This window comes from Pseudomonas sp. Irchel 3H7 (assembly GCF_900187605.1).
Lineage (GTDB): Bacteria > Pseudomonadota > Gammaproteobacteria > Pseudomonadales > Pseudomonadaceae > Aquipseudomonas.
In genome coordinates this window covers 13,500-38,997 of sequence record NZ_FYEA01000018.1, presented here as the reverse complement: position 1 = coordinate 38,997, position 25,498 = coordinate 13,500, and the positions used below count along the sequence as shown (strand labels likewise).

Annotated in this window: 23 protein-coding genes; 20 read left to right on the top strand and 3 right to left on the bottom strand. The window is 58.6% G+C overall.

What is annotated here, in order from left to right:
• Positions 1-98 precede the first annotated feature (98 nt).
• The 4 genes from CKW38_RS27120 to CKW38_RS27110 all read left to right on the top strand — a co-directional run bounded on the left by CKW38_RS27120 (position 99) and on the right by CKW38_RS27110 (position 5,663).
• Positions 99-1,808, top strand: coding sequence for a hypothetical protein (locus tag CKW38_RS27120; RefSeq protein WP_095114342.1), 1,710 nt, complete (start codon positions 99-101; stop codon positions 1,806-1,808).
• 91 nt (positions 1,809-1,899) lie between these two features.
• Positions 1,900-3,732, top strand: coding sequence for a hypothetical protein (locus CKW38_RS27115; RefSeq protein ID WP_095114341.1), 1,833 nt, complete (start codon positions 1,900-1,902; stop codon positions 3,730-3,732).
• A gap of 49 nt (positions 3,733-3,781) precedes the next feature.
• On the top strand, positions 3,782-4,312 hold the full coding sequence (locus CKW38_RS30495; protein ID WP_256588458.1) for a hypothetical protein: 531 nt from the start codon (positions 3,782-3,784) through the stop codon (positions 4,310-4,312).
• The gene (locus CKW38_RS27110; protein WP_256588457.1) at positions 4,236-5,663 is read left to right on the top strand and encodes a hypothetical protein; all 1,428 of its coding nucleotides are present in this window, start codon (positions 4,236-4,238) and stop codon (positions 5,661-5,663) included. The genes CKW38_RS30495 and CKW38_RS27110 overlap by 77 nt, the downstream gene beginning before the upstream one ends.
• A gap of 172 nt (positions 5,664-5,835) precedes the next feature.
• On the opposite strand, the gene uraH is transcribed toward CKW38_RS27110, so the two are convergent.
• Complete coding sequence (uraH, locus tag CKW38_RS27105) at positions 5,836-6,189, bottom strand: hydroxyisourate hydrolase (protein WP_007913983.1); 354 nt, start codon at positions 6,187-6,189, stop codon at positions 5,836-5,838.
• 431 nt (positions 6,190-6,620) lie between these two features.
• Here uraH and puuE point away from each other — a divergent pair, with 431 nt between their 5' ends.
• The 8 genes from puuE to CKW38_RS27065 all read left to right on the top strand — a co-directional run bounded on the left by puuE (position 6,621) and on the right by CKW38_RS27065 (position 14,793).
• Entirely contained in the window at positions 6,621-7,547 is a 927-nt protein-coding gene (gene puuE, locus CKW38_RS27100; protein ID WP_007913981.1) for an allantoinase PuuE, read from the top strand.
• On the top strand, positions 7,544-8,059 hold the full coding sequence (gene uraD, locus CKW38_RS27095) for a 2-oxo-4-hydroxy-4-carboxy-5-ureidoimidazoline decarboxylase (RefSeq protein ID WP_095114340.1): 516 nt from the start codon (positions 7,544-7,546) through the stop codon (positions 8,057-8,059). The genes puuE and uraD overlap by 4 nt, the downstream gene beginning before the upstream one ends.
• An 88-nt stretch (positions 8,060-8,147) precedes the next feature.
• Positions 8,148-9,143: an allantoicase gene (gene alc / locus CKW38_RS27090; RefSeq protein ID WP_095114339.1), complete on the top strand. Its 996-nt coding sequence runs from the start codon at positions 8,148-8,150 to the stop codon at positions 9,141-9,143.
• A 147-nt stretch (positions 9,144-9,290) separates the two neighbouring features.
• Positions 9,291-9,794 carry an ureidoglycolate lyase gene (locus CKW38_RS27085; RefSeq protein ID WP_007913973.1) on the top strand — a complete coding sequence of 168 codons (504 nt, stop codon included), beginning with the start codon at positions 9,291-9,293 and terminating at the stop codon, positions 9,792-9,794.
• Between the two features lie 51 nt (positions 9,795-9,845).
• Positions 9,846-11,159, top strand: a complete 1,314-nt coding sequence (locus CKW38_RS27080) for a urate hydroxylase PuuD (protein WP_007913971.1) — start codon at positions 9,846-9,848, stop codon at positions 11,157-11,159.
• Positions 11,160-11,328: 169 nt separating this feature from the next.
• On the top strand, positions 11,329-12,687 hold the full coding sequence (locus CKW38_RS27075) for a nucleobase:cation symporter-2 family protein (RefSeq protein ID WP_095114338.1): 1,359 nt from the start codon (positions 11,329-11,331) through the stop codon (positions 12,685-12,687).
• Positions 12,688-12,849: 162 nt separating this feature from the next.
• On the top strand, positions 12,850-13,635 hold the full coding sequence (locus CKW38_RS27070; RefSeq protein WP_095114337.1) for an outer membrane protein OmpK: 786 nt from the start codon (positions 12,850-12,852) through the stop codon (positions 13,633-13,635).
• Positions 13,636-14,007: 372 nt separating this feature from the next.
• Positions 14,008-14,793: an outer membrane protein OmpK gene (locus CKW38_RS27065; RefSeq protein ID WP_007913962.1), complete on the top strand. Its 786-nt coding sequence runs from the start codon at positions 14,008-14,010 to the stop codon at positions 14,791-14,793.
• A gap of 89 nt (positions 14,794-14,882) precedes the next feature.
• Here the strand turns inward: CKW38_RS27065 and CKW38_RS27060 are convergent, their stop codons facing one another.
• Entirely contained in the window at positions 14,883-16,040 is a 1,158-nt protein-coding gene (locus CKW38_RS27060) for a patatin-like phospholipase family protein (protein ID WP_007913959.1), read from the bottom strand.
• Positions 16,041-16,075: 35 nt separating this feature from the next.
• Positions 16,076-17,008 carry a lipid A biosynthesis lauroyl acyltransferase gene (locus CKW38_RS27055; RefSeq protein WP_095114336.1) on the bottom strand — a complete coding sequence of 311 codons (933 nt, stop codon included), beginning with the start codon at positions 17,006-17,008 and terminating at the stop codon, positions 16,076-16,078.
• 117 nt (positions 17,009-17,125) lie between these two features.
• Between CKW38_RS27055 and minC the strand changes: the two genes are divergently transcribed.
• The 8 genes from minC (at position 17,126) to CKW38_RS27020 (ending at position 25,345) form a co-directional block, all read left to right on the top strand.
• A complete protein-coding gene (gene minC / locus CKW38_RS27050; RefSeq protein WP_095114357.1) occupies positions 17,126-17,863 on the top strand; it encodes a septum site-determining protein MinC in 738 nt (245 codons plus the stop codon).
• 169 nt (positions 17,864-18,032) lie between these two features.
• A complete protein-coding gene (gene minD, locus CKW38_RS27045; protein WP_007913953.1) occupies positions 18,033-18,845 on the top strand; it encodes a septum site-determining protein MinD in 813 nt (270 codons plus the stop codon).
• Complete coding sequence (minE, locus tag CKW38_RS27040) at positions 18,845-19,099, top strand: cell division topological specificity factor MinE (protein WP_003223146.1); 255 nt, start codon at positions 18,845-18,847, stop codon at positions 19,097-19,099. Before minD ends, minE begins: the two co-directional genes overlap by 1 nt.
• A 169-nt stretch (positions 19,100-19,268) precedes the next feature.
• Positions 19,269-19,904: an RluA family pseudouridine synthase gene (locus tag CKW38_RS27035; RefSeq protein ID WP_034151766.1), complete on the top strand. Its 636-nt coding sequence runs from the start codon at positions 19,269-19,271 to the stop codon at positions 19,902-19,904.
• Positions 19,905-20,080: 176 nt separating this feature from the next.
• On the top strand, positions 20,081-21,370 hold the full coding sequence (locus CKW38_RS27030) for a M18 family aminopeptidase (RefSeq protein ID WP_095114335.1): 1,290 nt from the start codon (positions 20,081-20,083) through the stop codon (positions 21,368-21,370).
• 168 nt (positions 21,371-21,538) lie between these two features.
• Complete coding sequence (locus CKW38_RS30250) at positions 21,539-21,715, top strand: hypothetical protein (RefSeq protein WP_163004785.1); 177 nt, start codon at positions 21,539-21,541, stop codon at positions 21,713-21,715.
• A 77-nt stretch (positions 21,716-21,792) separates the two neighbouring features.
• Complete coding sequence (locus tag CKW38_RS27025; RefSeq protein ID WP_095114334.1) at positions 21,793-23,946, top strand: mechanosensitive ion channel family protein; 2,154 nt, start codon at positions 21,793-21,795, stop codon at positions 23,944-23,946.
• Between the two features lie 64 nt (positions 23,947-24,010).
• Entirely contained in the window at positions 24,011-25,345 is a 1,335-nt protein-coding gene (locus tag CKW38_RS27020; protein ID WP_095114333.1) for an amidohydrolase, read from the top strand.
• The last annotated feature ends 153 nt before the right edge of the window (positions 25,346-25,498 follow it).

The window sequence follows — 25,498 nt, the reverse complement described above, 5'->3', positions numbered from 1 at the left end:
ACATTACATATGTACCGCACATCCGGATGATCTTTTCCCGACCATGGCTCCCCACCCCGATGCAAACGACTGGATAAACAATCCAAAGGAGTCATTCAATGGCCAAGCCACCGAAGAAAATTCCGCGTACGCTTTCGCCCGACGCGTCCGCAAACCCCGTCGAACTGTCAGGCAATCCTCTCGGAGCTACGGCCGGGGAAATCATTCATCCTGGCCCAGGCGGCGACAATGTGCCTGGCGCAGCCGGCGCGTCTTCAACTGCCTTACCGGCAGTAACGTCACCCCAAACGGTCACTATCCACCCCTTGGCGGACGTGACTTCCCCGCGCCCCACAATCACCGTCCACCACTTCCCTGAGAGCTCAGGTTCATCACGTGCCGCCGATTGGGTATCCCTGCACTTCAGCGAAAGCCAGCAGGCAGCCGCCGCAAGCACCGCCACCAGCGCGAGTGTGCAACATCCGGTGTTCATCCATGCCGAATCGGCAAGCCAACTAAAACTTCAGGAAGGCACCGCAGAAGGTTTTCGCTACGACAAGTACAAGAAAGCGTATGTCGAAATGCACGACGGCATGGTTATGGTCGGCAAAACCGCGGATGGCTGGCGTCAGACACACGCCGGGGAAGCGTCTCCGACAGGTAAATGGGTTGAACAGATTCCGGGGACAAAACAGTGGCGTGAAATCGACGAGCCGCGACACCGCCTTCAAGCCGCAACCGACCCAGTGTCCACCGAAACGACCGACGCTCTACCCGGTCCGAGCAATCGCCCATACCCGGTCCAGGAAAGCGACGTCGCATCGACGACAGGCGTGCTGATCGAACGTCTGTCAGCCCAGCGGCCGGCTGCACTGGATCTGTCGGTAGCACAGTGGAAAAACTGGGGAAAAACCACCAAACCGAAAACAGGTGAGTCGATAGAAATAGAGAAATTGCACTATCCGCTGGTCAGGCAGGTTCTACACGCCAACACCGAACTGGTTTATCTGCAACACCCGAGGTTTAAACCTCAAGGTTTCGACGAATTCGAAAACATGCTGCGCAATGACCCTTCGATACAGCCGAAATGGGCGCTGAAACGCAATGACCAGTGGAAGGTTCTGGACAACCACGCGCCGTTCGAAATGTCGGCAACGCAATATGTATCCAGCGCCCTGAACTCTCTGTCCGAACACTCGGCAAATACCATCGCCAGAACTTTATTTGATCGTGTGTCCACGCCTGAAGGGATTGATGCCGGTGGACTTTCAGCAATGACACTGACGCTGCGCCACTGGACCGACAGAGTCAACAACACCTCGCCCCACCCCGGTCTTTCAGACCCCTTGATGCTGCTGCCCGTTTTGCCCACCCGGCACAATGACCAATACGCCGGAGGACTGCTCGCTTTGCCGGCGCCTGTTTCGAGCCGTTTGCAGCGTCTGGACTTCGACGTCCAGCAACTGGATTCGACGTCGAGTGCTTCAAGCACGCGCGACGTATTCGAAAGGATCCTTGGCCTCAGCGGTTACAGCATCAACCCGAACAGACACCCGCATCCAAGTGGCGAAGACGTGATGATTTTTCACCGAGAAGGCGTCGCTGCTGTTTTCGTATTGAAGTTGACCCCTGTTACGCAGACGCCTGTACCTCGTTACTCCGTTGTCGGCTCCGAAATTGCCAGCCCGCAGTTCCAGAGCAGACTCAGCGAAGCGGACAGACAGGCGCTGGCCGAACATCTCAAAAGTTACAAAGTGATTTATCTGGTGGGCGGCAAACAACAGATTTCCCCCGATAACTCGACCCTGTTCATTGTTAGAGAAGGTTGAATACACAACCCGGCATCTCCGCAACTTGTCCGCAGATTTTTGTGGACAAGCCTCAATAAAACCTCTTGCTCCATACACCGAGATCAAATCAATGGTCAAACCACCGAAGCGCGTGGCCGGGGTCACTGCGCCCGATATTCGCCCAAATATGGCAAACACATCTCCCCGACTACCGGCAACCACAACACTCCCCGCAGCGCTGCCGGAGGCCTCGGCGCAGCCCCCGTCAGTGCAGGTCAACGACATGCCTGCATCCTACTCAGCGCAAGTTGAGTCAGCACTGCGAGCAATCACCTGGCCTGCCGATCAAGCCCATCTGCTACAACGGCTGGATCACGACAGCGGTCTGTTCACCAGTCCGGATGGCAAGTTATATGCCCGTGTTGAGAATGAAGGCCATCTGCTGGTCGAGATGCAGCAAGATGGCCGCTATCAGATTCCCTTCAATTTCTCCCCGCGTCTGCCCGGGCCCTTCCTGATCAGAACAGAGCGCCAGCCCGTCTGGACGTTCGAACGGCCGGGTTGGCTGGCGCACAACTCGGAAAGTGACCGGCGAAATGCAGCCGCCGAGAGTCTTGCTGCGGAACAGCCGACCTACCTGGCACCCGATGCAGCGGCCCTGCTCTCCCCCTCCCGGCAGACGCCAGACGGGATCCGCTACGACAAGCACCGCAAAACCTATATCGATACGGCCGAAGGAACCGTCATGGTGCGAAAAAACGCCAACGGTGAGTATCAGCAAAGCTCTGCGACCGTGCGCGATGCCTCCGCATTATTGTTCGAACAGATTCCCGGGACGCGACTGTGGCGCCGCAAAACCGGTTCTGAACCGGAGCGTTCGCTACAGGAAAAACGCAAAGCCTCAACCGATACGCCGGAGCCCATGGCCGTCCCGGGCAAGCGTCTGCATCAGGAAGAAGGGACAGATGCCAGCCAAGCGCTGACCGAAAGCTTGCTGTCCGCCAATCCCGAGGCGATCAACTTGAGTTTCGGGTTATGGCGAAACTGGGGCCAGAGTGTCCGTCCACAGGTGGGCCATCATATCGAGATAGACGGGCAGTATTACCGGGTGATGCAACAGGACATGAGTGCCAACCCGCGACTGGTCTATCTGCAACATCCGTTGTTCTCACCCGTCTTGTACGACACCTTCGAATACATGCTGCGGGAAAACCCGTCGTTGCAGCCCAAGTGGGCGGTTAAACAGAACAACCAATGGACAGTGCTGGACAGTGTCGTGCCTTTTGAGATGCCGCTCACTCAATACATTTCCAGAACCTTCAAATACCTGTCGGATCAATCGGTCAACTCACTCGCCCGAGCCATGTTCAATCAGGCAAACCGATCTGAAATCATCATTGCCCCCGGTTTGGCGCTCATGAATCAAGTGTTTCGTTACTGGGCCAACAGGGATCAGCACACAGCGCCGCGTCGAGAACTGGCTGACCCGTTACTGATGTTACGGCCTCTTTACGGACCGGAAGAAACCCTGGCGATTCCCTCCTCACTGGGTGAAGGCTTGATGCGACTGGATTTTGACCCCGGACGCTTCTCCCGGCATTGGAACGAGTACGCCGCGACGCCAGACGGGCCCGGTTTGCGCAAGCTGTTCAGTCAGCTTCTGGAGGATGACGGGTACGTGCTGAACCACTCGACAAATACGCTTGCCGAGAACGAATTGCTCTTTTACCGGGAGAGAATCGACCACGTATTCGTGCTGAAACTGCCGCCTCTTATTAACGGGAGGTTGCAGCGATTTCAGTCTGAGCGTTTCGAGCGCAGTGAGGTCGTGGTGCAAACATCCAGCAGCGAACCAAAGCCTCTGTCGGCTTACAGCAAAGATAAAAAGATCAGCTATCTGCTGGGTGGAACACAGACAGATGTTCTGGGGCAAACAACGCTGTTCATTTTCAAAGACCAGTGATTGAGCAGAACAGAGAGGAATGCACCATGAATCGCTCAGAGAAAGTTGAATGACCAGACCCACAAAGACCACCATTCGCCCTGCGTTGCCCGATACCTCGACGACCAACAGGTCTAACGCTGGCAATGGCAGCGGAACTAATCCTGGCGGCTCCAACATTTTTGCGCCAGGTACGAATCGACTGCCGGGGCCATCCATTTCCGCTCCATCTGGCAGCGAAGTAACTGATTACCCACATGTCGTGGTGAGTCACATCACGGACCCGGTGATCACCGAAGCCAATGCCAGACTGGCCGAGATATCCCTGCCGGTTTTACAAACCCATCTGCTACAACCGCACGAAACCATCGACGGGTTATTCGTGGCCCCGGGCGGTCAGACTTACGCGCACCTGGAAGACGGCCGTCATTACCGGGTTGAACGCAACACAACCGGGGACTATCAGATTCCCTGGCCAGCAGCGCCGGGCGTGACACCACCGATCCTGAAAAAAAATCGACGGTTTGCCACTGTGGCGAGTCGAGGCCCAGTGGTACACGGCTCACTCCAGACAGAGGAAGCGATCGGCGCAACGGATTAACGAACCGTCACACGCAATTCCTTTCGTCGACCCGCACCTGGCGGCGCTTCTTCCTGCAGCGCAAGGTTCCCCGGACGGCATCCGCAAAGGACCGCGCGGGAGAACCTATATCGATATCGCCGACGGCACCATCCTGGTTCGCAGGAATGAACAAGGCGAATACAAACTGGCGTCTGCAACAACGACCAATGTGCCGGATATCACGTTCGAGCAGATCCCTGGGCAATTCGTCTGGCGCCGCAAGTTGCAGGCCTTCGCAAATACGCAGCAGGATCCGCAGCCAGGCAGTTCTCGCCACCTCACTCAGCCAGAAAAGCCCGGCCCCAGCCCAAGCAAGCGCCCTCGACTGTCAGAAGACAGTGATCCTCTCGATCCCTTCGTACTCATGGGCATCAGTGAACTATGGAAAGCTTGGGGAAAAACGAAACCGCCAGCCGGCGACTCCGTGGAAATCGGCGGCAAGCACTTTGCGCTGCTTGACCAGCCGACCCACGCCGTTGACGGTTTTGCCTTCATCAAGCCTCCTCAGTTCTCTGCTTATCGTTTCGATGCTTTTGAACAATTACTGCTGACCAATCCTGAGTTACAACCCCGGGGGGTGGTGAAGTCGGCGGACAGGACGGCGCAAGGCAGTGAAGCATGGAAAATTGCAGGGAGTCGGCCATTTGAAAAAAGCCTGACTCAATATGTCAGCGATCAGTTCCCCTTCCTTTCTGATCACTCCGCAAGCGAAACCGCACGGGAGATGTTCAATCGGGCCAGTCACTCCAATAAACTGAGCGGGTCCGGGATCAGCGCATTGGTCGAGACTTTCAAGTACTGGGAAAATCGCTCTATGTTCGTGGGCGATAACCGAGTCGTTCGTCAAGACTTGAGCGACCCGCTAATGCTTCTCTCGCCGCTTGCAGCCGACGTAAATGGAAACAAGCGTGTCCCGCTTCCGTCCGCTGAAGGTCTGCAAAGAATCGACTTCAATCCGAAGCTGTTATCCGGTTCACAACATCAAAGAGGTCGGCGAACAACGCGGACACTGTTCAAAGATCTTCTCAGCGCACACGGCTACTACATTGCCCATGATTTCGGCGCCAACCAGGGGAACGCCTTATTGATCAAGCGAACGGGTGTTGAGCATATCTTCATCATGTTCATGGACAGGATTCAGAACAAAACTGTTTTTCTCCCAGATCCAATTGCCTGGCTCAAAAAAAGAGTCTTTGTCGACAACATGGACGCCCATATCAACAACGACCTGATGGAACACTTGCACACGAACAGGATCATTTTTTTGCTGGGCACCAACGAGCCTCTCCCCACTCACGAATACAACCTTGTCGTCAGCCGACACAGCTGAATAACCTTATCGTTAATGCTTACCCGAACGCGAAACCGCGCGCTCCAGAGTTCTCCGGGGCGCGCGGCCATGCACAAAATACAGGCATAAAAAAAGCCCGCAGTGTGAGCGGGCGAAAGACCAAAGAAGCTATATGCGCAGTCGCTTCCCGGTGGGGGCAGCTGCTTGGGGGTCAGCTGCCCCGGTACGTGGAATAGCTGTACGGCGAAATCAGCAAAGGAACATGGTAGTGATCCTGTTCGGCAGAGATGCCGAAGCGCAGCACAACCACGTCGAGGAATGCCGGTTCCGGCAACTGAACGCCACGGGCGCGGTAGTAATCGCCTGCATGGAACTGAACCTGATAAACGCCGGTACGATAATCATCGCCTTGCAGCAGCGGTGCATCGACCCGGCCATCGCTGTTGGTGACGGCACTGGCGACCAATTCCAGGTGCGATCCTTCAACGCGGTACAGCTCGACCTTGATCGAACTGCCCGGGCAACCGTGTGCAGCGTCCAAAACGTGTGTAGTCAAACGTCCCATTGATTCTGCGCGCCTGCCTGCACGGAGCAGTCAGACTTCGCGCCTCCCGAAGTCAGATAAAAAGGAGACCGCACCGATTCGGAGCACGAAAAGCTGCGGCGAGCGATTGATTAAGACACTTTTCAAAAAAATTGTACACAATAAAAACGACATTTTTCACATCACCCCCGCCATTCGGGGGTTTCCTCGCGTTCTGCCAGCAACACGCCTATTCATTGCACCTCCTATCCATTAGCTGACTGGTCAGGCAGGTTTCTTGCAGGCTCACGCCAATAGTAGGAAAAGATGACAGTCGGTGAAAAATGCGAAAATTCAGGCTTACAAATTGCGAATAAAGTTGTATACAATCAGCCCATCGCTGTGACGCCAGCCTGTTAATTCACCGCCAGGCCGCCACACCAATCTGTCAACGAATAAGAAGGAAGACTGCAGTGAGCGCTGACTACCCACGCGACCTGATCGGTTACGGCAGTAACCCTCCTCACCCACACTGGCCGGGCAATGCCCGCATCGCCCTGTCCTTCGTACTCAACTACGAAGAAGGCGGCGAGCGCAACATTTTGCATGGCGATAAAGAGTCCGAAGCCTTCCTCTCCGAAATGGTTGCCGCTCAGCCGCTGCAAGGCGCGCGCAACATGAGCATGGAATCGCTTTACGAGTATGGCAGCCGTGCCGGCGTCTGGCGGATCCTGAAACTGTTCAAGGAATTCGATATTCCGCTGACCATTTTCGCGGTGGCCATGGCCGCTCAGCGCCACCCGGATGTGATCCGTGCGATGGTCGATGCCGGCCACGAGATTTGCAGCCACGGCTACCGCTGGATCGACTACCAGTACATGGACGAAGCGCAGGAACGCGAGCACATGCTCGAAGCGATCCGCGTCCTCACCGAAATCACCGGCGAGCGCCCACTGGGTTGGTACACCGGCCGCACCGGCCCGAACACTCGTCGCCTGGTCATGGAAGAAGGTGGTTTCCTCTACGACTGCGACACCTACGACGACGACCTGCCCTACTGGGAACCGAACAACCCGACCGGCAAACCGCATCTGGTGATCCCGTACACCCTAGACACCAACGACATGCGCTTCACCCAAGTGCAGGGTTTCAACAAGGGTGACGACTTCTTCGAATACCTCAAAGACGCGTTCGACGTGCTCTATGCCGAAGGCGCTGAAGCACCGAAGATGCTCTCGATCGGTCTGCACTGCCGTCTGATCGGCCGTCCGGGTCGCCTCGCGTCGCTCAAACGCTTTATCGAATACGCCAAAAGTCATGAACAGGTGTGGTTCAGCCGTCGCGTCGACATCGCGCGTCACTGGCACGAAACCCACCCGTACCAAGGGGCCGCGAAATGAGCCGCTTTCAAACCCTGCAACCGTCGACCCTGAGCCGCGACGCCTTCGTCAAAGCTTTTGCCGACATCTACGAACATTCGCCATGGGTGGCCGAGAAGGCCTACGACCTGGGCGCAGATGCCTCGATCGACGAGATCGAAACCCTGCACCAGCGCATGAGCGACATCCTGTTGAGCGCCGATCACGCCAGCCAGCTTGCGCTGATCAACGCTCACCCGGACCTGGCCGGCAAAGCTGCCGTCCAGGGCCAACTGACCGAAGCCAGCACCAATGAACAGGCTGGCGCCGGTATTCACCAATGCACGGCCGAAGAGTTCCAGCGCTTCACCGAGCTGAACGACGCCTACAAAGCCAAGTTCAAGTTTCCCTTCATCATGGCGGTAAAAGGCAGCAACCGGCATCAGATCCTCGCGGCGTTCGAAACGCGTATTCACAATTCGGTCGACACCGAGTTCAAATGCGCGCTGGCGGAGATCAACAAGATCGCCCTGTTCCGTTTACTGACTCTTTAGCGAAGCCTGACCCGAGTGCATCAGACGCGGAGAGCACCCAGGGTCTTGCAAGCATCCCCAGCCACTTTTTTAAAGGCAGACAAGAAGAATGAAAGCTTACGCCGTACCTTTCGAAAAATTCGTCAACCTGGCCGATGCCCGTCTGGGCACCAAAATCATCTCGGTCACCGATGACTGGTTCGCAGACGCCAATCGTCTGTTCCAACCGACCCCGGCCGTATGGAAGGAGGGCGTGTTCGATGACAACGGCAAGTGGATGGACGGCTGGGAATCACGCCGCAAGCGCTTCGAAGGCTTCGACAGCGCCGTGATCCGTCTGGGCGTACCGGGCTCGATCAAAGGCGTGGACATCGACACTTCATTCTTCACCGGCAACTTCCCGCCATCGGCCTCTCTGGAAGCGTGCTTCCTGGCCTCGGGCGAACCTGATGAAAACACCCAGTGGACGGAAGTGCTGTCGGCCGTCGAGCTGCAGGGCAACAGCCACCACTACCACGAAATCAGCAACGACCAAGCGTTCAGCCACCTGCGCTTCAACATCTACCCGGACGGCGGTGTCGCCCGTCTGCGCGTGTACGGCATTCCGTTCCGCGACTGGTCAGCGGTTGGCGACAACGAGCAAGTCGATCTGGCAGCAGCCCTCAATGGTGGCCGCGCCCTCGCCTGCTCCGACGAACACTTCGGCCGCATGAGCAACATCCTCAACCCGGGCCGTAGCATCAACATGGGCGACGGCTGGGAAACTGCACGTCGTCGCACGCCGGGCAATGACTGGGTGATCGTCGCGCTGGGTCACCCGGGCGAGATCGAGAAGATCGTCGTCGACACCCTGCACTTCAAAGGCAACTACCCGGACACTTGCTCGATCCAGGGCGCGTTCGTCAAGGGCGGTACTGACAGCCAGATCGAAACCCAGTCGCTGTTCTGGCGTGAACTGCTGCCAAGCCAGAAGCTGGAAATGCACGCCGAACACACCTTCGTCGAGCAGATCAAGGCACTGGGCCCGATCACTCACATCCGCCTGAACGTGTTCCCGGACGGTGGTGTGAGCCGCCTGCGCGTTCTCGGCAAGGTCGCGAAGTAATGCTGAGCCTGTAGGAGCTGCCGCAGGCTGCGATCTTTTGATCTTAAAAACAAAGTCAAAAGATCGCAGGCTTCGCCAGCTCCTACAGGGATCGCGCAAGACGCACTGACAAGTTGAACAACACAGAATTCGGATAAGAAGAACAGCATGCGCACACTACAGATTGAACCGCTGACCAAAGAAGCCTTCGCCCCTTTCGGTGACGTCATCGAAACCGACGGCAGCGATCACTTCATGATCAACAACGGTTCGACCATGCGCTTCCACAAACTGGCGACGGTCGAAACCGCTCAGCCTGAGGACAACGCGATCATCAGCATTTTCCGCGCCGACGCGCAGGACATGCCGCTGACCGTTTGCATGCTGGAACGCCATCCGCTGGGCAGCCAGGCTTTCATTCCGCTGCTCGGCAACCCCTTTCTGATCGTGGTCGCGCCACTTGGCGATGAACCTGTATCAGGCTTGGTCCGCGCCTTCGTCACCAACGGCAGGCAGGGCATTAATTACCATCGCGGCGTTTGGCACCACCCGGTGCTGACGATCGAAAAGCGGGATGACTTCCTGGTGGTTGATCGCAGTGGCACAGGCAATAACTGCGATGAGCATTTTTTCAAAGAGGATGAGCGTTTGATCCTCGCCCCCCACCAATAAGAGAAGGTCTGATCACTCGACAACAAGAGTGACAGGCGAGAGGTAAAGACTGTGGAAGCACATCTGTTGGAATGGCTGAACCTGAGCGTGCGCTGGGTTCACATGATTACTGGCGTGGCCTGGATCGGCGCGTCGTTCTACTTCGTCTGGCTGGAGAACAACCTCAACCGCGTCAACCCGAAAACCGGTCTGGCCGGTGACCTGTGGGCGATCCACGGTGGCGGTATCTATCACCTGGAAAAATACAAACTGGCCCCGCCGGCGATGCCGGAGAACCTGCACTGGTTCAAATGGGAAGCCTACTTCACCTGGATGTCGGGTATCGCGCTGCTGTGCGTGGTGTTCTACTCCAATCCAACGCTCTACCTGCTGGCTCCGGGCAGCACCCTGAGCGGCCCTGAAGGCGTGGCCATCGGTATCGGCTCGCTGTTTATCGGCTGGTTCATCTACTCCTTCCTGTGCGACTCGGCCCTGGGCAAACGCCCTGCTCTGCTCGGTTTCATTCTGTTCGTGCTGATCATCGGCGCGGCGTATGGCTTCAGCAAAGTGTTCAGCGGTCGTGGTGCGTACCTGCATGTCGGCGCGATCATCGGCACGATCATGGTCGGCAACGTGTTCCGCATCATCATGCCGGCGCAACGCGCACTGGTCGCGGCGATTGCCGAAAACCGCACGCCGGATCCGGCGCTGCCAGCCAAAGGCTTGCTGCGTTCGCGTCACAACAACTACTTCACCCTGCCGGTGCTGTTCATCATGATCAGCAACCACTTCCCGAGCACCTATGGCAGCCAGTACAACTGGTTGATCCTGGCCGGGATCGCGGTGTTGGCGGTGTTGGTGCGTCACTACTTCAACACCCGTCATGACAGCCACAAGTTTGCCTGGACCCTGCCAGTGGCAGCGGTGGGCATGATCAGTCTGGCGTACGTCACCGGCCCAATGCCGATGTCGACCGCGCCGGAAGTGGCCAAGGCGCCAGCGAAAATCGAGTACCAACCGCTGCCGGAAACGGCATTGGGCGGTGGCTTGAAACCGGCTGAAGCGGCGGCACCTGCTGCTCCGGCAGCCCCTGCCGCAGCACCGGCGCAAGCCTCCAACGCAGGTCCGGCCTTTGACAAAGTGCACAACGTGATTCAAGAACGTTGCGCGGTTTGCCACTCGGCCAAACCAACCAGTCCGTTGTTCAGCGCAGCTCCGGCGGGTGTGATGCTCGACACCCCTGAGCAGATCCGTCAGAACGCGGCACGCATCCAGGCGCAAGCCATCACCACGCAGATCATGCCACTGGGCAACATCACGCAGATGACCCAGCAGGAACGTGACCTGATCGGTGCATGGATCGCCCAGGGAGCACAGACCAACTAAGCAGTAAAAGCATCGCTGGCAAGCCAGCTCCCACAGGGTTTTGCACTGCCTGTGTGGGAGCTGGCTTGCCAGCGATTCGCCGCAACGCGGTTTTTACCTGATGCAAATAAACAGCTGTGAACAACCCGGCAGCTGTTAATCACAAGAATAAAAAGATCCGAGGTGTTGCATGTCCGAGCTGTCCAAAGCGCGCATCCCCGACGCACCCGCCATTCAGCGATTGCCCCTTTTGCAACTGATCCTGGTCGGTTTGCAACATGTTCTGCTGATGTACGGCGGTGCCATCGCGGTGCCGCTGATCATTGGACAGGCCGCTGGCCTGAGTCGTGAAGAAATTGCCTTCCTGATCAACGCCGACCTGCTGGTCGCCGGTATCGCCACCATCGTCCAGTCCATGGGCATCGGCCCGATGGGCATTCGCATGCCGGTGATGATGGGTGCCAGTTTTGCTGCAGTCGGCAGCATGGTCGCCATGGCCGGCATGCCCGGTATCGGTCTGCAAGGCATCTTCGGTGCGACGATCGCTGCCGGTTTCTTCGGCATGCTCATCGCGCCGTTCATGTCCAAGGTCGTGCGCTTTTTCCCGCCGCTGGTGACCGGCACGGTCATCACCTCGATCGGTTTGTCGCTGTTCCCCGTGGCCGTGAACTGGGCCGGTGGTGGCGCTGCCGCTGCGCAATTCGGCTCACCGATTTATCTGGCCATCGCCGCATTGGTGTTGGGCACTATTCTGCTGGTGCACCGCTTCATGCGCGGTTTCTGGGTCAACATTTCCGTACTGATCGGCATGTGCTTCGGCTACATCCTATGCGGCGCGATTGGCATGGTCGACCTGAGCGGCATGGCCAACGCGCCATGGGTTCAGTTCGTCACTCCGCTGCATTTCGGCATGCCGAAATTCGAACTGGCACCGATCCTGTCGATGTGTCTGGTAGTCGTCATCATCTTTGTAGAATCCACCGGGATGTTCCTCGCGCTGGGCAAGATCACCGGCCAGGAAGTCTGCCCGCGCATGCTACGTCGCGGCTTGCTGTGTGATGCCGGCGCCTCGTTTGTCGCTGGTTTCTTCAACACGTTTACCCACTCCTCTTTCGCGCAGAACATCGGTCTAGTGCAGATGACCGGCGTGCGCTGCCGTTCGGTGACCATCGTTGCCGGTGGCTTGCTGATCGTGTTGAGCCTGCTGCCGAAAGCAGCGTTTCTGGTGGCGTCGATTCCTCCGGCGGTACTCGGCGGCGCAGCAATTGCGATGTTCGGCATGGTCGCCGCGACCGGGATCAAGATTCTCCAGGAAGCCGACATCGGTGACCGTCGCAACCAGTTGCTGGTGGCGGTGAGCATCGGCATGGGCCTGATCCCGGTGGTGCGTCCGGAGTTTTTTGCGCATTTGCCGATGTGGATGAGCCCGATTACCCACAGCGGCATCGCCATGGCCACGCTCAGCGCGCTGACGTTGAACCTGCTGTTCAACATTCTCGGCGGCAAAGAGCGCGCGGCGATCAACGACTGCCACGCCCACCAGCATTAACTGAAAAACGCTATCCCCCTGTAGGAGTGAGCCTGCTCGCGATGTCGTTATCAGATTCAACAGATTCGTTGACTGATTCACCGCTATCGCGAGCAGGCTCACTCCTACAAGGGCGCGCAACAGCTCTGCGCCTCAAACAATAAAAACAAGAGGGAGCAACAGATGATTCGCACGCAAACCAACATGTTGTTGAGTGGCGGCCTGCTGGCCGCGAGTCAGGCCATGGCCGGCGATTTACTGCTGTGGCAAACCAACAGCCTCAGCTACCTGTACGGCAAGAACTTCGCGATCAACCCGTCGATCCAGCAGACGCTGACCTTCGAGCACGCCGACAAGTGGAAATACGGCGACAACTTCCTGTTCGTCGACAAGATCTTCTACAACGGCAAGGAAGACGCGAACAAAGGCCCGCACGCCTTCTACGGTGAATTCACCCCACGCTTTTCGTTCGGCAAGATCTTCGACCAGAAACTCGAGTTCGGCCCGATCAAAGACGTCCTGCTGGCGATGACTTACGAATACGGCGAAGGCGACAGCGAGGCCTATCTGATCGGCCCCGGCTTCGACCTCAAGGTGCCCGGCTTCAACTACGTCACCCTGAACATCTTCCGCCGCCAGACCGAAGGCCCACGCCCCGGTGACGGCGTCTGGCAGATCACCCCCGGCTGGTCCTACAGCTTTCCCCTGGGCAATTCCGATGTGCTGATCGACGGCTACCTCGATTGGGTGGTCGACAACGATGAGAACTCGCGCGGCACCTACCACGCCAACCTGCACATCAATCCGCAGATCAAATATGACTTGGGCAAAGCCTTGGGCTGGAGCCACAAGCAACTGTATGTCGGTACCGAATACAGCTATTGGAAAAATAAATACGGCGTCGAAAACACCCACAACTTCGACACCAACCAGAACACCGCCAGCCTGTTGGTCAAGGTGCACTTTTAAGATGGCCCGCAACCGTGCCCCATACCTGTCGTCGGTGCTCTGTTGCGGGGCACTTGAGACCTGGCCGTTGAGTCAGTATTCTCCGCGGCCTCTTGAATTCGGTCTAAAAAAAAGCCCGAATTTAATTCCTGACCGAAAAGCCAACTTATCCCGGCCCGGTCAGTACCGAGGCATCCCGAAAACACACTCAATCGACTGTTTTTCAGCAGCCGAGCGGGTGTTTTTTTGCTTTTCGAAAGCCTTGGCTCGGCTCTTGCTAACAGCAACGAAGCTGACCGATCGGATGACTTTTGCAGCAACGAAAAAAGGCGCCACACCAGAGCGCCGATCTTAAAAAAAATAACGTGGAACACCTACTTTGGGAGCAACCGAATGAAACGTATGTGCACCAGCCTGATGCTCGCGGGATCGATGTTGGCCGGCGGCCAGGCCATGGCCGAAGGCCTGCTGCAGTGGCAGAACAACAGCCTGACCTACCTGTATGGCAAGGACTTCCAGGTCAACCCGCGCATCCAGCAGACCGTCACCTTCGAGCACGCCGATGCGTGGAAGTACGGGGATAACTTCTTCTTCCTCGACAAGATCTTCTACAACGGTGGCAAGGACTTCAGCAACGGTCCGAACACCTACTACGGTGAGTTCAGCCCGCGCATCTCGCTGGGCAAAGTGCTCGACCAGAAGATCGAGTTCGGCCCGATCAAAGACGTCCTGGTGGCGATGACTTACGAGTTCGGCGAAGGCGATACCGAGTCGTACCTGATCGGTCCAGGCTTCGACCTGGCAATCCCGGGCTTCGACTACTTCCAGTTGAACTTCTACCAGCGTCACACCCAAGGTGCTCGCGCCGGTGACAACGTCTGGCAGATTACTCCGGTCTGGTCCTACACCATCCCGGTCGGCAAGTCGGACATCCTGATCGACGGCTTCATGGACTGGGTCACCGACAACGACTCCAACTCCAAAGGCGATTACCACGCCAACCTGCACTTCAACCCACAGGTCAAATACGACCTGGGCAAGGCGTTGAGTTTTGGCGAGAAGCAGTTGTATGTCGGTGTGGAATACGACTACTGGAAAGACAAGTACGGCATCGACGACACCGGTGCGTTCAAGACCAATCAGAGCACCACGAGCTTCCTGGTGAAGTTCCACTTCTGATAAAAATCAAAAGATCGCAGGCTTCGCCAGCTCCTACAGGGATAGCGCATTCCAATGTAGGAGCTGCCGAAGGCTGCGATCTTTTTGCTTTAAAATGGCAATCCCAAAAACCGGCACAGCTCCTCGCGCTTGGCCAACGCATCGCGCCGTCCCAGATCAATCAACTCGCTGCAATACCCCGCCTCGAACAGCAGATAACTCAACACCCCTGCCCCACTGGTCTTGGTCGCCCCCGGCCCGCGCAGAAACAAACGCAACGCCGCCGGCAACTCCTGGCGATGCCGTGCCGCAATCTCATCGATCGGCTGACTCGGCGAAATCACCAGCACCTCCACCGGTGCCACACCCAACTCGCGCGTCGGCGTGCCGGCAGGCATCAAGTGGCTGAACTGGTTGAGACGCTGGAGCAACTCGATGTCGCTCTCCAGGCTGTCAATGAACGTGCTGTTGAGCATGTGCCCGCCAATCTGCGCCAGCGTCGGTTGTTGCCCGGTGTAGGCGCGCTCCAGCGGCTGCTGCGGATCAAACCCGCGCGGGTTGCCGCTGACACCGACCACGAGCACCCGGCTCGCCCCTAAATGCAGCGCCGGGCTGATCGGCGCCGATTGCCGCACGGCGCCGTCGCCAAAATATTCATCGCCGATTTTCACCGGCGCGAACAACAACGGAATCGCCGAACTGGCCAGCAAGTGATCCACCGACAGTTGCGTCGGCACACCAATACGTCGATGGCGCAGCCATGAATCGATCTTGCCGCCGCCCTGATAGAACGTCACCGCTTGCCCCGACTCATAGCCGAACGCAGTTACCGCCACGGCATGCAATTGCTTGCGCGCGATCGATTCGGCGATACCGGGCATGTGCAGTTTTTCATTGAGCAGTTCGCGCAGCGGCGAACTGTTGAGCAGCGCCACCGGCAGTTGCCGACCGAGGCCGAGCAGGCTGTGACTGACAAAGCGGCTGGCCTGACGGATAACGCCGGGCCAGTCACTGCGCAGCACGCGATGGCTGCGAAAGCCCTGCCAGAACAAGGTGAGGCGTTCGATGGCGGCGCGAAAGTCCGTGGCACCACTGGCCAGGCTGACCGCATTGATCGCCCCGGCCGAGGTGCCGACGATCACCGGAAACGGATTGTCCGCGCCCAACGGCAGCAATTCGGCAATCGCCGCCAGAACCCCCACCTGATACGCCGCCCGAGCCCCGCCGCCGGAAAGAATCAAACCTGTGACCGGTTCAGCTGGGCTCATCGCAACGCTCCATGGTGCCTATAGGGGTGGGTCAATCAACCGCGTTTGGCGTACAACTTCGGCTCGCCCGGTGGGCGGCTCTTGAAGCGTCGATGCGCCCACAGATACTGCTCAGGGCAGGCACGCAAGGCGCTCTCGACCCACTGATTGATGCGGATGCAGTCGGCTTCTTCGGTTTCGCCTGGGAAGTCTTCCAGCGGCGGATGAATCACCAAGCGATAACCGCTACCGTCAGCCAGACGCTCCTGCGTGAACGGCACGACCAGCGCCTTGCCCAGACGGGCGAATTTCGTCGTCGCCGTCACGGTCGCTGCCTGAATGCCGAACAACGGCACGAAGATGCTTTGTTTGGCGCCGTAGTCCTGATCCGGTGCGTACCAGATCGCGCGACCGGAGCGCAGCAACTTGAGCATGCCGCGCACGTCGTCACGCTCCACTGCCAGCGAATCGAGGTTGTGCCGCTCGCGGCCCTGACGCTGAACATAGTCAAACAACGGATTCTTGTGTTCGCGGTACATGCCGTCGATGGTGTGCTGCTGGCCGAGCAGCGCCGCGCCGATTTCCAGCGTGGTGAAATGCGCGGCCATCAGAATCACGCCTTTGCCTTCGCGCTGGGCCTTTTGCAAATGCTCCAGGCCTTCAACGTGGGCCAGCTTGGCCAGACGTTCACGCGACCACCACCAGCTCATGGCCATTTCAAAAAAAGCGATGCCGGTGGAGGCAAAATTTTCCTTGAGCAGGCGTTTGCGCTCGGCGGCGGATTTTTCCGGGAAGCACAGCTCAAGATTGCGCTTGGCAATGCGCCGCCGGTCGCCGGCCACGCGATACATCAAGGCGCCCAAAACTCGACCGATGGTCAGCAAGGCCGGATACGGCAACTGCACGATCAGCCACAAAAGCCCCAGACCGCACCAGAGCGGCCAGAAGCGTGGCGATAAAAATGCTTTTCGAAAACGCGGGCGATCCATTAAAGCTTCCGTAAATACAGTGGCCGCGCATTCTACATCGTTCGACCCGGCTTGCGGCCTGCGGGCGTTCTCGTTATAAGTCTCGGCACTTTTAGTGACAAGCCGTTGTATGCCGACATGAGCCAAACCGAACCGTTAGACCAAGATCCCGTATTCCAGCTCAAGGGCAGCATGCTGGCCATTACTGTGCTGGAACTGGCCCGTAACGACCTCGAAAGCCTCGATCGGCAATTGGCCGCCAAAGTTGCCCAGGCGCCGAACTTCTTCAGCAACGCGCCGCTGGTTCTGGCGCTGGACAAACTGCCGCCGAGCGAAGGCGCCGTCGATCTGCCGGGCCTGATGCGCGTCTGCCGCCAACATGGCCTGCGCACCCTGGCAATTCGCGCCAGCCGCATCGAAGACATCGCCGCCGCCATCGCCATCGACATTCCGGTATTGCCGCCGTCGGGCGCCCGTGAACGACCGCTGGAAACAGCGGAAGCCGAAGTCAAAAAGAAGCCGGAAAAACCGCCTGAGCCAACGGTCAAACCGACCCGCGTCATCACCACGCCAGTACGTGGTGGCCAACAGATATATGCCCAGGGTGGCGATTTGGTCGTGGTGTCCTCGGTCAGCCCGGGGGCGGAACTTCTCGCCGATGGCAACATCCATGTATACGGCCCGATGCGTGGTCGGGCGCTGGCCGGCGTGAAGGGTGACACCAAGGCACGGATTTTCTGTCAGCAATTGAGCGCTGAACTGATCTCCATCGCCGGTCATTACAAGGTTTCCGAAGATTTGCGCCGCGACCCGATGTGGGGCTCGGGCGTACAGGTCAGCCTGTCGGGCGACGTGTTGAACATCATTCGGCTTTAACGGATACTGCCGCATTTTCCAAGCATCTCTAAAACGTAGCGAAAACGGCTCAAACGAAGTAGGAAAAAGGCTCAACGCCGAATTCCAGCCAAGGCTGTCCGACTGCAGTAGTTTTCAAGAGATGTTTTTCAGGGGCTAAAAAGTCCTTCTTCCTTAGGGGTGAAACACCTTGGCCAAGATTCTCGTGGTTACATCCGGCAAGGGTGGTGTGGGTAAGACCACCACCAGCGCCGCTATCGGTACCGGCCTCGCTCTGCGCGGCCACAAAACAGTGATCGTCGACTTCGACGTGGGCTTGCGTAACCTTGACCTGATCATGGGTTGCGAGCGCCGCGTGGTGTATGACTTCGTCAACGTGGTCAACGGCGAAGCCAACCTGCAACAAGCGCTGATCAAAGACAAGCGCCTGGAAAACCTCTACGTACTGGCCGCCAGTCAGACCCGCGACAAAGACGCGCTGACTGTCGAAGGCGTGGAAAAAGTCCTGATGGAGCTCAAGGAGCAATTCGAGTTCGTCGTCTGCGACTCCCCGGCCGGCATCGAAAAAGGTGCACACCTGGCCATGTACTTCGCTGATGAAGCGATCGTCGTGACCAACCCGGAAGTGTCCTCGGTACGAGATTCGGACCGCATGCTCGGCCTGCTGGCGAGCAAATCGCGTCGCGCCGAACGTGGCGAAGACCCGATCAAGGAACACCTGCTGATCACTCGCTACCATCCAGAGCGTGTTGAAAAGGGCGAGATGCTGGGCGTTGAAGACGTCAAGGAAATCCTCTCGGTAACCCTGCTCGGCGTGATCCCGGAATCCCAGGCGGTGCTTAAAGCATCCAACCAGGGCGTCCCGGTGATTCTCGACGACCAGAGCGATGCCGGTCAGGCTTACAGCGATACCGTCGACCGCCTGTTGGGCAAAGAAAAAGCCCACCGTTTCCTCGATGTCGAGAAGAAGGGATTCTTCGAGCGCCTGTTTGGAGGTAGGTAATGAACCTTTTTGACTTCTTTCGTGCCAACAAAAAGCCAAGTACCGCCTCGGTAGCGAAAGAGCGTCTACAGATCATCGTGGCGCATGAGCGCGGCCAGCGCAGCACGCCGGATTACTTGCCAGCCTTGCAGAAGGAACTGGTCGACGTGATCCGCAAGTACGTCAACATCGGCAACGACGACGTACATGTTGCACTGGAAAGCCAGGGCAGTTGCTCGATTCTGGAACTCAACATCACCCTGCCTGATCGCTGAGTCGATTTGGCAGTCGCTACGGCGGCTCGGACTATTGGTGCTTGTGTAGGAGCTGCCGAAGGCTGCGATCTTTTGATCTTCAAAGTCAAAAGATCGCAGCCTTCGGCAGCTCCTACAGGGTTATCAGCAGTTCCGAGCCGCCGTTGGCATTTGTTACGAGGCTGTTTTAATGCCGCTGTCCAACATCCACATCATTCATCAGGACGCCGCCGTACTGGTGGTGAACAAACCGACATTGCTGCTCTCGGTGCCGGGTCGCGCCGACGACAACAAGGATTGCCTGATTACCCGCCTGCAGGAAAACGGCTACCCGGAAGCGCGCATCGTCCATCGCCTGGACTGGGAAACCTCCGGCATCATTCTGCTCGCCCGTGACGCCGACACGCACCGCGAACTGTCGCGCCAGTTTCACGACCGCGAAACCGAAAAGGCCTACACCGCTTTGGCCTGGGGTCAGCCGGAACTCGACAGTGGCAGCATCGACCTGCCCCTGCGTTACGACCCACCGACCAAGCCGCGTCATGTGGTCGACCACGAATTCGGCAAACACGCGCTGACCTTCTGGCGGGTGCTGGAGCGTTGCGGTGACTGGTGTCGCGTTGAGTTGACGCCGATCACCGGCCGTTCGCACCAGTTGCGCGTGCACATGCTGTCGATCGGGCATCCGCTGCTCGGCGACGGGCTCTACGCCCACGAGCAGGCTCTGGCCGCCTGGCCACGTCTGTGCCTGCACGCGAGCATGCTCAGCTTCACCCATCCGCAAACCGGCGAACGCCTGCGCTTCGAGTGCCCTGCACCGTTCTGACCACATCACCGTCCCCTGTAGGAGTGAGCCTGCTCGCGATAGCGCTCTGTCAGTCAATCAATAATGATCTGACACACCGCTATCGCGAGCAGGCTCACTCCTACAAGGGCTCCGGTTCGGATTCAATTGTCCGGCCGATGCGTTAAACTCCCGCCCACTGCTGTCTGGAGTTTCTTATGCGCGAAGAGTTGAACCAAGGCCTGATCGACTTTCTCAAGGCCTCCCCTACCCCGTTCCACGCCACTGCCAGTCTGGTACAGCGTCTGGAGGCTGCCGGTTTCGTGCGCCTCGACGAGCGCGAGCCATGGGCCACCGAGCCGAACGGCCGCTATTACGTCACCCGTAACGACTCCTCGATCGTCGCGATCAAAATGGGCCGCACTTCGCCACTGCACGGCGGCATCCGCCTGGTCGGCGCGCACACTGACAGCCCGTGCCTGCGGGTCAAGCCGCAACCGGAACTGCAGCGTCAGGGCTTCTGGCAACTGGGCGTTGAAGTCTATGGCGGCGCGCTGCTGGCACCGTGGTTCGACCGCGATCTGTCGCTGGCCGGCCGCGTCACCTTCCGCCGCGACGGCAAGGTCGAGAGCCAGTTGATCGACTTCAAAGCGCCGATCGCGATCATTCCGAATCTGGCCATTCACCTCAACCGTGAAGCCAATCAGGGCTGGGCGATCAACGCGCAGACCGAACTGCCGCCGATCCTCGCGCAATTTGCCGGTGACGAGCGCGTCGATTTCCGCGCAGTGCTCACCGATCAACTGGCCCGCGAACACGGCTTGAACGCCGACGTCGTGCTCGATTACGAGCTGAGCTTCTACGACACGCAAAGCGCTGCAGTCATCGGCCTCAATGGCGACTTCATCGCCGGCGCGCGTCTCGACAACCTGCTGTCGTGCTACGCCGGCCTGCAAGCGTTGCTCACCGCCGAAACCGACGAAACCTGCGTGCTGGTGTGCAACGACCACGAAGAAGTCGGCTCCTGCTCCGCCTGCGGTGCCGATGGCCCGATGCTCGAACAGACCCTGCGCCGTCTGCTGCCGGAAGGTGACGAATTCGTCCGCACCATTCAGAAATCCCTGCTGGTCTCGGCCGACAACGCCCACGGCGTGCACCCCAACTACGCAGAAAAACATGACGCCAACCACGGCCCGAAACTCAACGCCGGCCCGGTGATCAAGGTCAACAGCAACCAGCGCTACGCCACCAACAGCGAAACCGCCGGTTTCTTCCGCCATCTGTGCATGGCCGAAGAAGTCCCGGTGCAAAGTTTCGTGGTGCGCAGCGACATGGGCTGTGGCTCGACCATCGGCCCGATCACCGCCAGCCACCTCGGTGTGCGTACTGTCGATATCGGCCTGCCGACCTTCGCCATGCACTCGATCCGCGAACTGTGCGGCAGCCACGACCTGGCACATCTGGTCAAAGTGCTGAGTGCGTTCTACGCCTGCCGCGAGTTGCCATAAAAACTTCGGCAAAAATGCGATTCAATGTAGGAGCTGCCGAAGGCTGCGATCTTTTGATCTTAAAACAAAATCAAAAGATCGCAGCCTTCGGTTGCTCCTACTCAGATCAATACCGGCCGGCAGAAACCGACCTAGACTTACATCATTCATTTCGACAAGGCAGTCTCCATGATCTCGATGTCTTCGTTCCACGCCATGCTCATTCCGATTCTGAGCGGAATGATCCTGCTGGCCATCGGCTTCAACTTCCGTGACAAGAACGCCGGCGTATTCGCCATGTGGATCGGCATGCTCACGATCCTCGCCACCGTGGTCTACAAGATCCTCGCCAAACTCAACGAATAAATCCGCGCCCGGCTCGCATTGCTTTAGTGGGCCTCGTACACTCCAGCGAATCCGCCCCTTGCGAGGTTGACCGCCTAGTGTTCGCTCGTCTTTTTGCTTTGCCCAGTTTGTTCCTCGTCTGCCTGATGACGCTGCTGCCGCTGGCCCCCGCCCACGCGGTCGGTTTGCCCGGTCTGCTCAACACCAACAAAGCGCAGCCCGAAGCGCAGGAGCCGCTCGGCCAGTCCCTCGACGAAGTCATCAAGTCGCTGGAAAACGACAAGCAACGCGCACAGTTGCTGACCGATCTGAAGAAGCTGCGCGACGCCACCAAAAAAGCCCAGGCCAGCCCTGAAGAAGGCGTGCTCGGCTTGATCGGCGGCACTCTGTCCAACTTCGAAAAACAATTTACCGGCGCTGACAGCCCGCTCAACCGCTGGGGCAACGAGTTCGATCTGGCCAAGGACGAACTGAGCGCGATGATGCTGCCGGCCAACGAGTGGCTGCCGATCATCTTCGGCTTCGCCATGATCCTCGCAGTGTGGAGCCTGCTCGCTGCCGCGCTGATCTGGCTCGGCCATCGGGTGCGCATGCGTTTCGGCCTCACCGAAGAACTGCCGCAACATCCCAAAGCCCTCGACATGCTGCGCTTCGCTTTGCGCAAGCTCGGGCCGTGGCTGATCGCCTTGGTGATGACCGTCTACATGAGCTACGCGCTGCCATCGTCTCTGGGTAAAAGCCTGGCGATGGTGCTGGCTTATGCGCTGGTGGTCGGTACCTGTTTCTCGGCGATCTGCGTGATCGCGTTCTCCCTGCTCGACGGCCCGCACCGTCATCGTGCGCTGTACATTCTGCGTCATCAGGCGTTCCGGCCGCTGTGGCTGATCGGTAGCTTCGCCGCGTTCGGTGAGGCGCTGAACGATCCACGCCTGATCGAAAGCCTCGGCGTGCATCTGGCCCACACCGCCGCGACCATCGCCAATGTCCTCGCGGCGCTGTCGACCGGTCTGTTTATCCTGCGTTTCCGCCGACCGATCGCGCACCTGATCCGCAACCAGCCGCTGTCACGACGCCTGACCCGCCGCGCGCTCAGCGACACCATCGAAATCCTCGGCACCTTCTGGTACGTGCCAGCGCTGGTACTGGTCGGCATCTCGCTGTTCGCCACCTTCGTCTCCGCCGGCGACACCAGCACCGCCTTGCGCCAGTCGCTGATTTGCACCGTGCTGCTGGTGATGTGCATGGTGATCAACGGCCTCGTGCGCCGCCACTCACTGAAACCGCAACGCGGGCCGAAACGCCACGCGCTGTACTCCGAACGCCTGAAAAACTTCTTCTACACCCTCGCGCACCTGGTGGTCTGGCTGGTCTTTATCGAACTCGGCCTGCGCGTCTGGGGCCAGTCGCTGATCGGTTTCGCCGAGGGCGAAGGGCATGATGTCAGCGTCAAACTGTTCAGCCTGATCGGCACACTGATTTTCTCCTGGCTGATCTGGATCCTCGCCGACACCGCCGTGCACCACGCCCTCACCCGCTCGCGCAAAGGCCTGGCGAATGCCCGTGCGCAAACGATGATGCCGCTGATTCGCAACGTGCTGTTCGTGGCGATCTTTATCATTGCGCTGATCGTCGCGCTGGCGAACATGGGCATGAACGTCACGCCACTGCTGGCCGGTGCCGGCGTGATCGGTCTGGCCATCGGTTTCGGTGCACAGTCACTGGTAGCGGACTTGATCACCGGCCTGTTCATCATCATCGAAGACTCACTGGCCATCGACGATTACGTCGACGTCGGCGGCCACCTCGGCACCGTCGAAGGCCTGACCATCCGCACCGTGCGCCTGCGCGACATCGACGGCATCGTCCACACCATCCCGTTCAGCGAAATCAAAAGCATCAAGAACTACTCGCGGGAATTCGGCTACGCGATCTTCCGTGTGGCGGTGCCGTACAACATGGAAATCGACGACGCGATCAAACTGATGCGTGAAGTCGGGCAGAAGATGCGTACCGATCCGCTACAGCGGCGCAATATCTGGTCGCCGCTGGAGATTCAGGGTGTAGAGAGTTTCGAATCCGGCAGCGCGATTCTGCGCGCACGGTTCAAGACCGCACCGATCAAACAGTGGGAAGTTTCTCGAGCCTTCAACCTGTCGCTCAAACGCCATCTCGACGAAGCCGGACTCGATCTGGCAACGCCACGCATGAGCGTGCAAGTGATCACTGCCGGTGGCGGTCAGCCGAAGGAATAGCACTCAGGCGCGCGCTTGCAGTCACAGGCAGGGAAGCCCGACAACAATAATCAAGGAGAACCCGATGCAACTGACGCGCATTGCCCAAGCAGTTCTACTCACCCTGATCGCCAGCCACGCCGGTGCCGCCACGCTGGAAAGCACCCGCACGCAAATCGCCGAACAAGCGCAAAAGCTCGAACCGGAGCTGCTGGAAACCCGCCGCGACATCCACGCTCATCCAGAACTCGGCAACACTGAAAAACGCACCGCCGAACTGGTCGCCAAACAACTCAAGGCCATGGGTCTGGAAGTCAAAACCGGCGTCGCCCGCACCGGTGTAGTGGCCGTGCTCAAAGGCGCCCTGCCCGGCCCGACCGTGGCCCTGCGCGCCGACATGGATGCGCTGCCGGTCAAGGAAGTCGCCGACCTGCCGTTCGCCTCAAAAGCCAAAGGCATCTATCTCGACAAAGAAGTCGACGTCATGCACGCCTGCGGCCACGATGCGCACACCGCGATCCTGCTGAGCACGGCGAAAATTCTCTCAGGTATGCGCGACACATTACCCGGCACCGTGGTGTTCTACTTCCAGCCCGCCGAAGAAGGCCCAAGCGACTTCATTCCCGACGGCAAAAACACCTGGGGCGCAAAAATGATGGTCGAGGAAGGTGTGATGAAATCACCGAAACCCGACGCCGTTTTCGGCCTGCACGTCTGGGCCGGCGTCCCCGCCGGCCAGATCGCCTACCGCCCAGGCGCGACCCTCGCCAGCTCCGACGACCTGCGTATCAAAATCCTCGGCAAACAGACCCACGCCGGCCGCCCCTGGGACGGCATCGACCCGATCACCGTCGGCGCACAAACCATCGTCGGCCTGCAAACCGTAGTCAGCCGCCGCACGGATATCTCCTCTTATCCGTCAGTGGTCAGCATCGGCACCATCAACGGCGGCACGCGCTACAACATCATTCCCGAATCCGTCGACATGACCGGCACGATCCGCTCCTACGACTACGGCATCCGCCAGAAACTGCATGCCGACGTCCGCCAGACCGTGGAAAAAATCGCCGAAAGCGGCGGTGCGAAAGCGGATGTCACCATCATCGAAAAATACGACCCGACCATCAACAACCCGGCGCTGACGGAAAAGATGCTGCCGACGCTGAAGTGGGCGGCCAAGGATGATGTGGTGAATGCACCGCTGGTGGGGGGCGCGGAAGACTTTTCGTTCTTTGCCAAGGAAGTGCCGGGGCTGTTTGTGTTTCTCGGCGTGACACCAAGAGACCAGGACATGAGCAAGGCAGCGCCGAATCATAATCCCGGGTTCTTTGTGGATGAGTCGGCGCTGGTGGTGGGCGTGAGGACATTGGCGTCGCTGGCGACGGATTATTTGTATGCCAATGCGGGGGCGGGTAAGTAGAGATGAGGTGACTGTGGGAGTGCCTTCGCGAGCAGGCTCGCTCCCACATTTGGACCGTGTGCAGTCTGCCAGAAATTGGTCGGCTCTCAGGCCGCCATCGCGAGCAGGCTCACTCCTACAAGGGATCGAGTACATCCGCAAGAAACAGGTCGG

Coding starts and splice junctions, on each gene's coding strand:
- CKW38_RS27120 (WP_095114342.1), top strand. CDS start 99: ATGGCCAAGCCACCGAAGAAAATTCCGCGTACGCTTTCGCCCGACGCG.
- CKW38_RS27115 (WP_095114341.1), top strand. CDS start 1,900: ATGGTCAAACCACCGAAGCGCGTGGCCGGGGTCACTGCGCCCGATATT.
- CKW38_RS30495 (WP_256588458.1), top strand. CDS start 3,782: ATGACCAGACCCACAAAGACCACCATTCGCCCTGCGTTGCCCGATACC.
- uraH (WP_007913983.1), bottom strand. CDS start 6,189: ATGGGACGTTTGACTACACACGTTTTGGACGCTGCACACGGTTGCCCG.
- uraD (WP_095114340.1), top strand. CDS start 7,544: ATGAGCCGCTTTCAAACCCTGCAACCGTCGACCCTGAGCCGCGACGCC.
- alc (WP_095114339.1), top strand. CDS start 8,148: ATGAAAGCTTACGCCGTACCTTTCGAAAAATTCGTCAACCTGGCCGAT.
- CKW38_RS27085 (WP_007913973.1), top strand. CDS start 9,291: ATGCGCACACTACAGATTGAACCGCTGACCAAAGAAGCCTTCGCCCCT.
- CKW38_RS27075 (WP_095114338.1), top strand. CDS start 11,329: ATGTCCGAGCTGTCCAAAGCGCGCATCCCCGACGCACCCGCCATTCAG.
- CKW38_RS27070 (WP_095114337.1), top strand. CDS start 12,850: ATGATTCGCACGCAAACCAACATGTTGTTGAGTGGCGGCCTGCTGGCC.
- CKW38_RS27065 (WP_007913962.1), top strand. CDS start 14,008: ATGAAACGTATGTGCACCAGCCTGATGCTCGCGGGATCGATGTTGGCC.
- CKW38_RS27060 (WP_007913959.1), bottom strand. CDS start 16,040: ATGAGCCCAGCTGAACCGGTCACAGGTTTGATTCTTTCCGGCGGCGGG.
- CKW38_RS27055 (WP_095114336.1), bottom strand. CDS start 17,008: ATGGATCGCCCGCGTTTTCGAAAAGCATTTTTATCGCCACGCTTCTGG.
- minC (WP_095114357.1), top strand. CDS start 17,126: ATGAGCCAAACCGAACCGTTAGACCAAGATCCCGTATTCCAGCTCAAG.
- minE (WP_003223146.1), top strand. CDS start 18,845: ATGAACCTTTTTGACTTCTTTCGTGCCAACAAAAAGCCAAGTACCGCC.
- CKW38_RS27035 (WP_034151766.1), top strand. CDS start 19,269: ATGCCGCTGTCCAACATCCACATCATTCATCAGGACGCCGCCGTACTG.
- CKW38_RS27030 (WP_095114335.1), top strand. CDS start 20,081: ATGCGCGAAGAGTTGAACCAAGGCCTGATCGACTTTCTCAAGGCCTCC.
- CKW38_RS30250 (WP_163004785.1), top strand. CDS start 21,539: ATGATCTCGATGTCTTCGTTCCACGCCATGCTCATTCCGATTCTGAGC.
- CKW38_RS27020 (WP_095114333.1), top strand. CDS start 24,011: ATGCAACTGACGCGCATTGCCCAAGCAGTTCTACTCACCCTGATCGCC.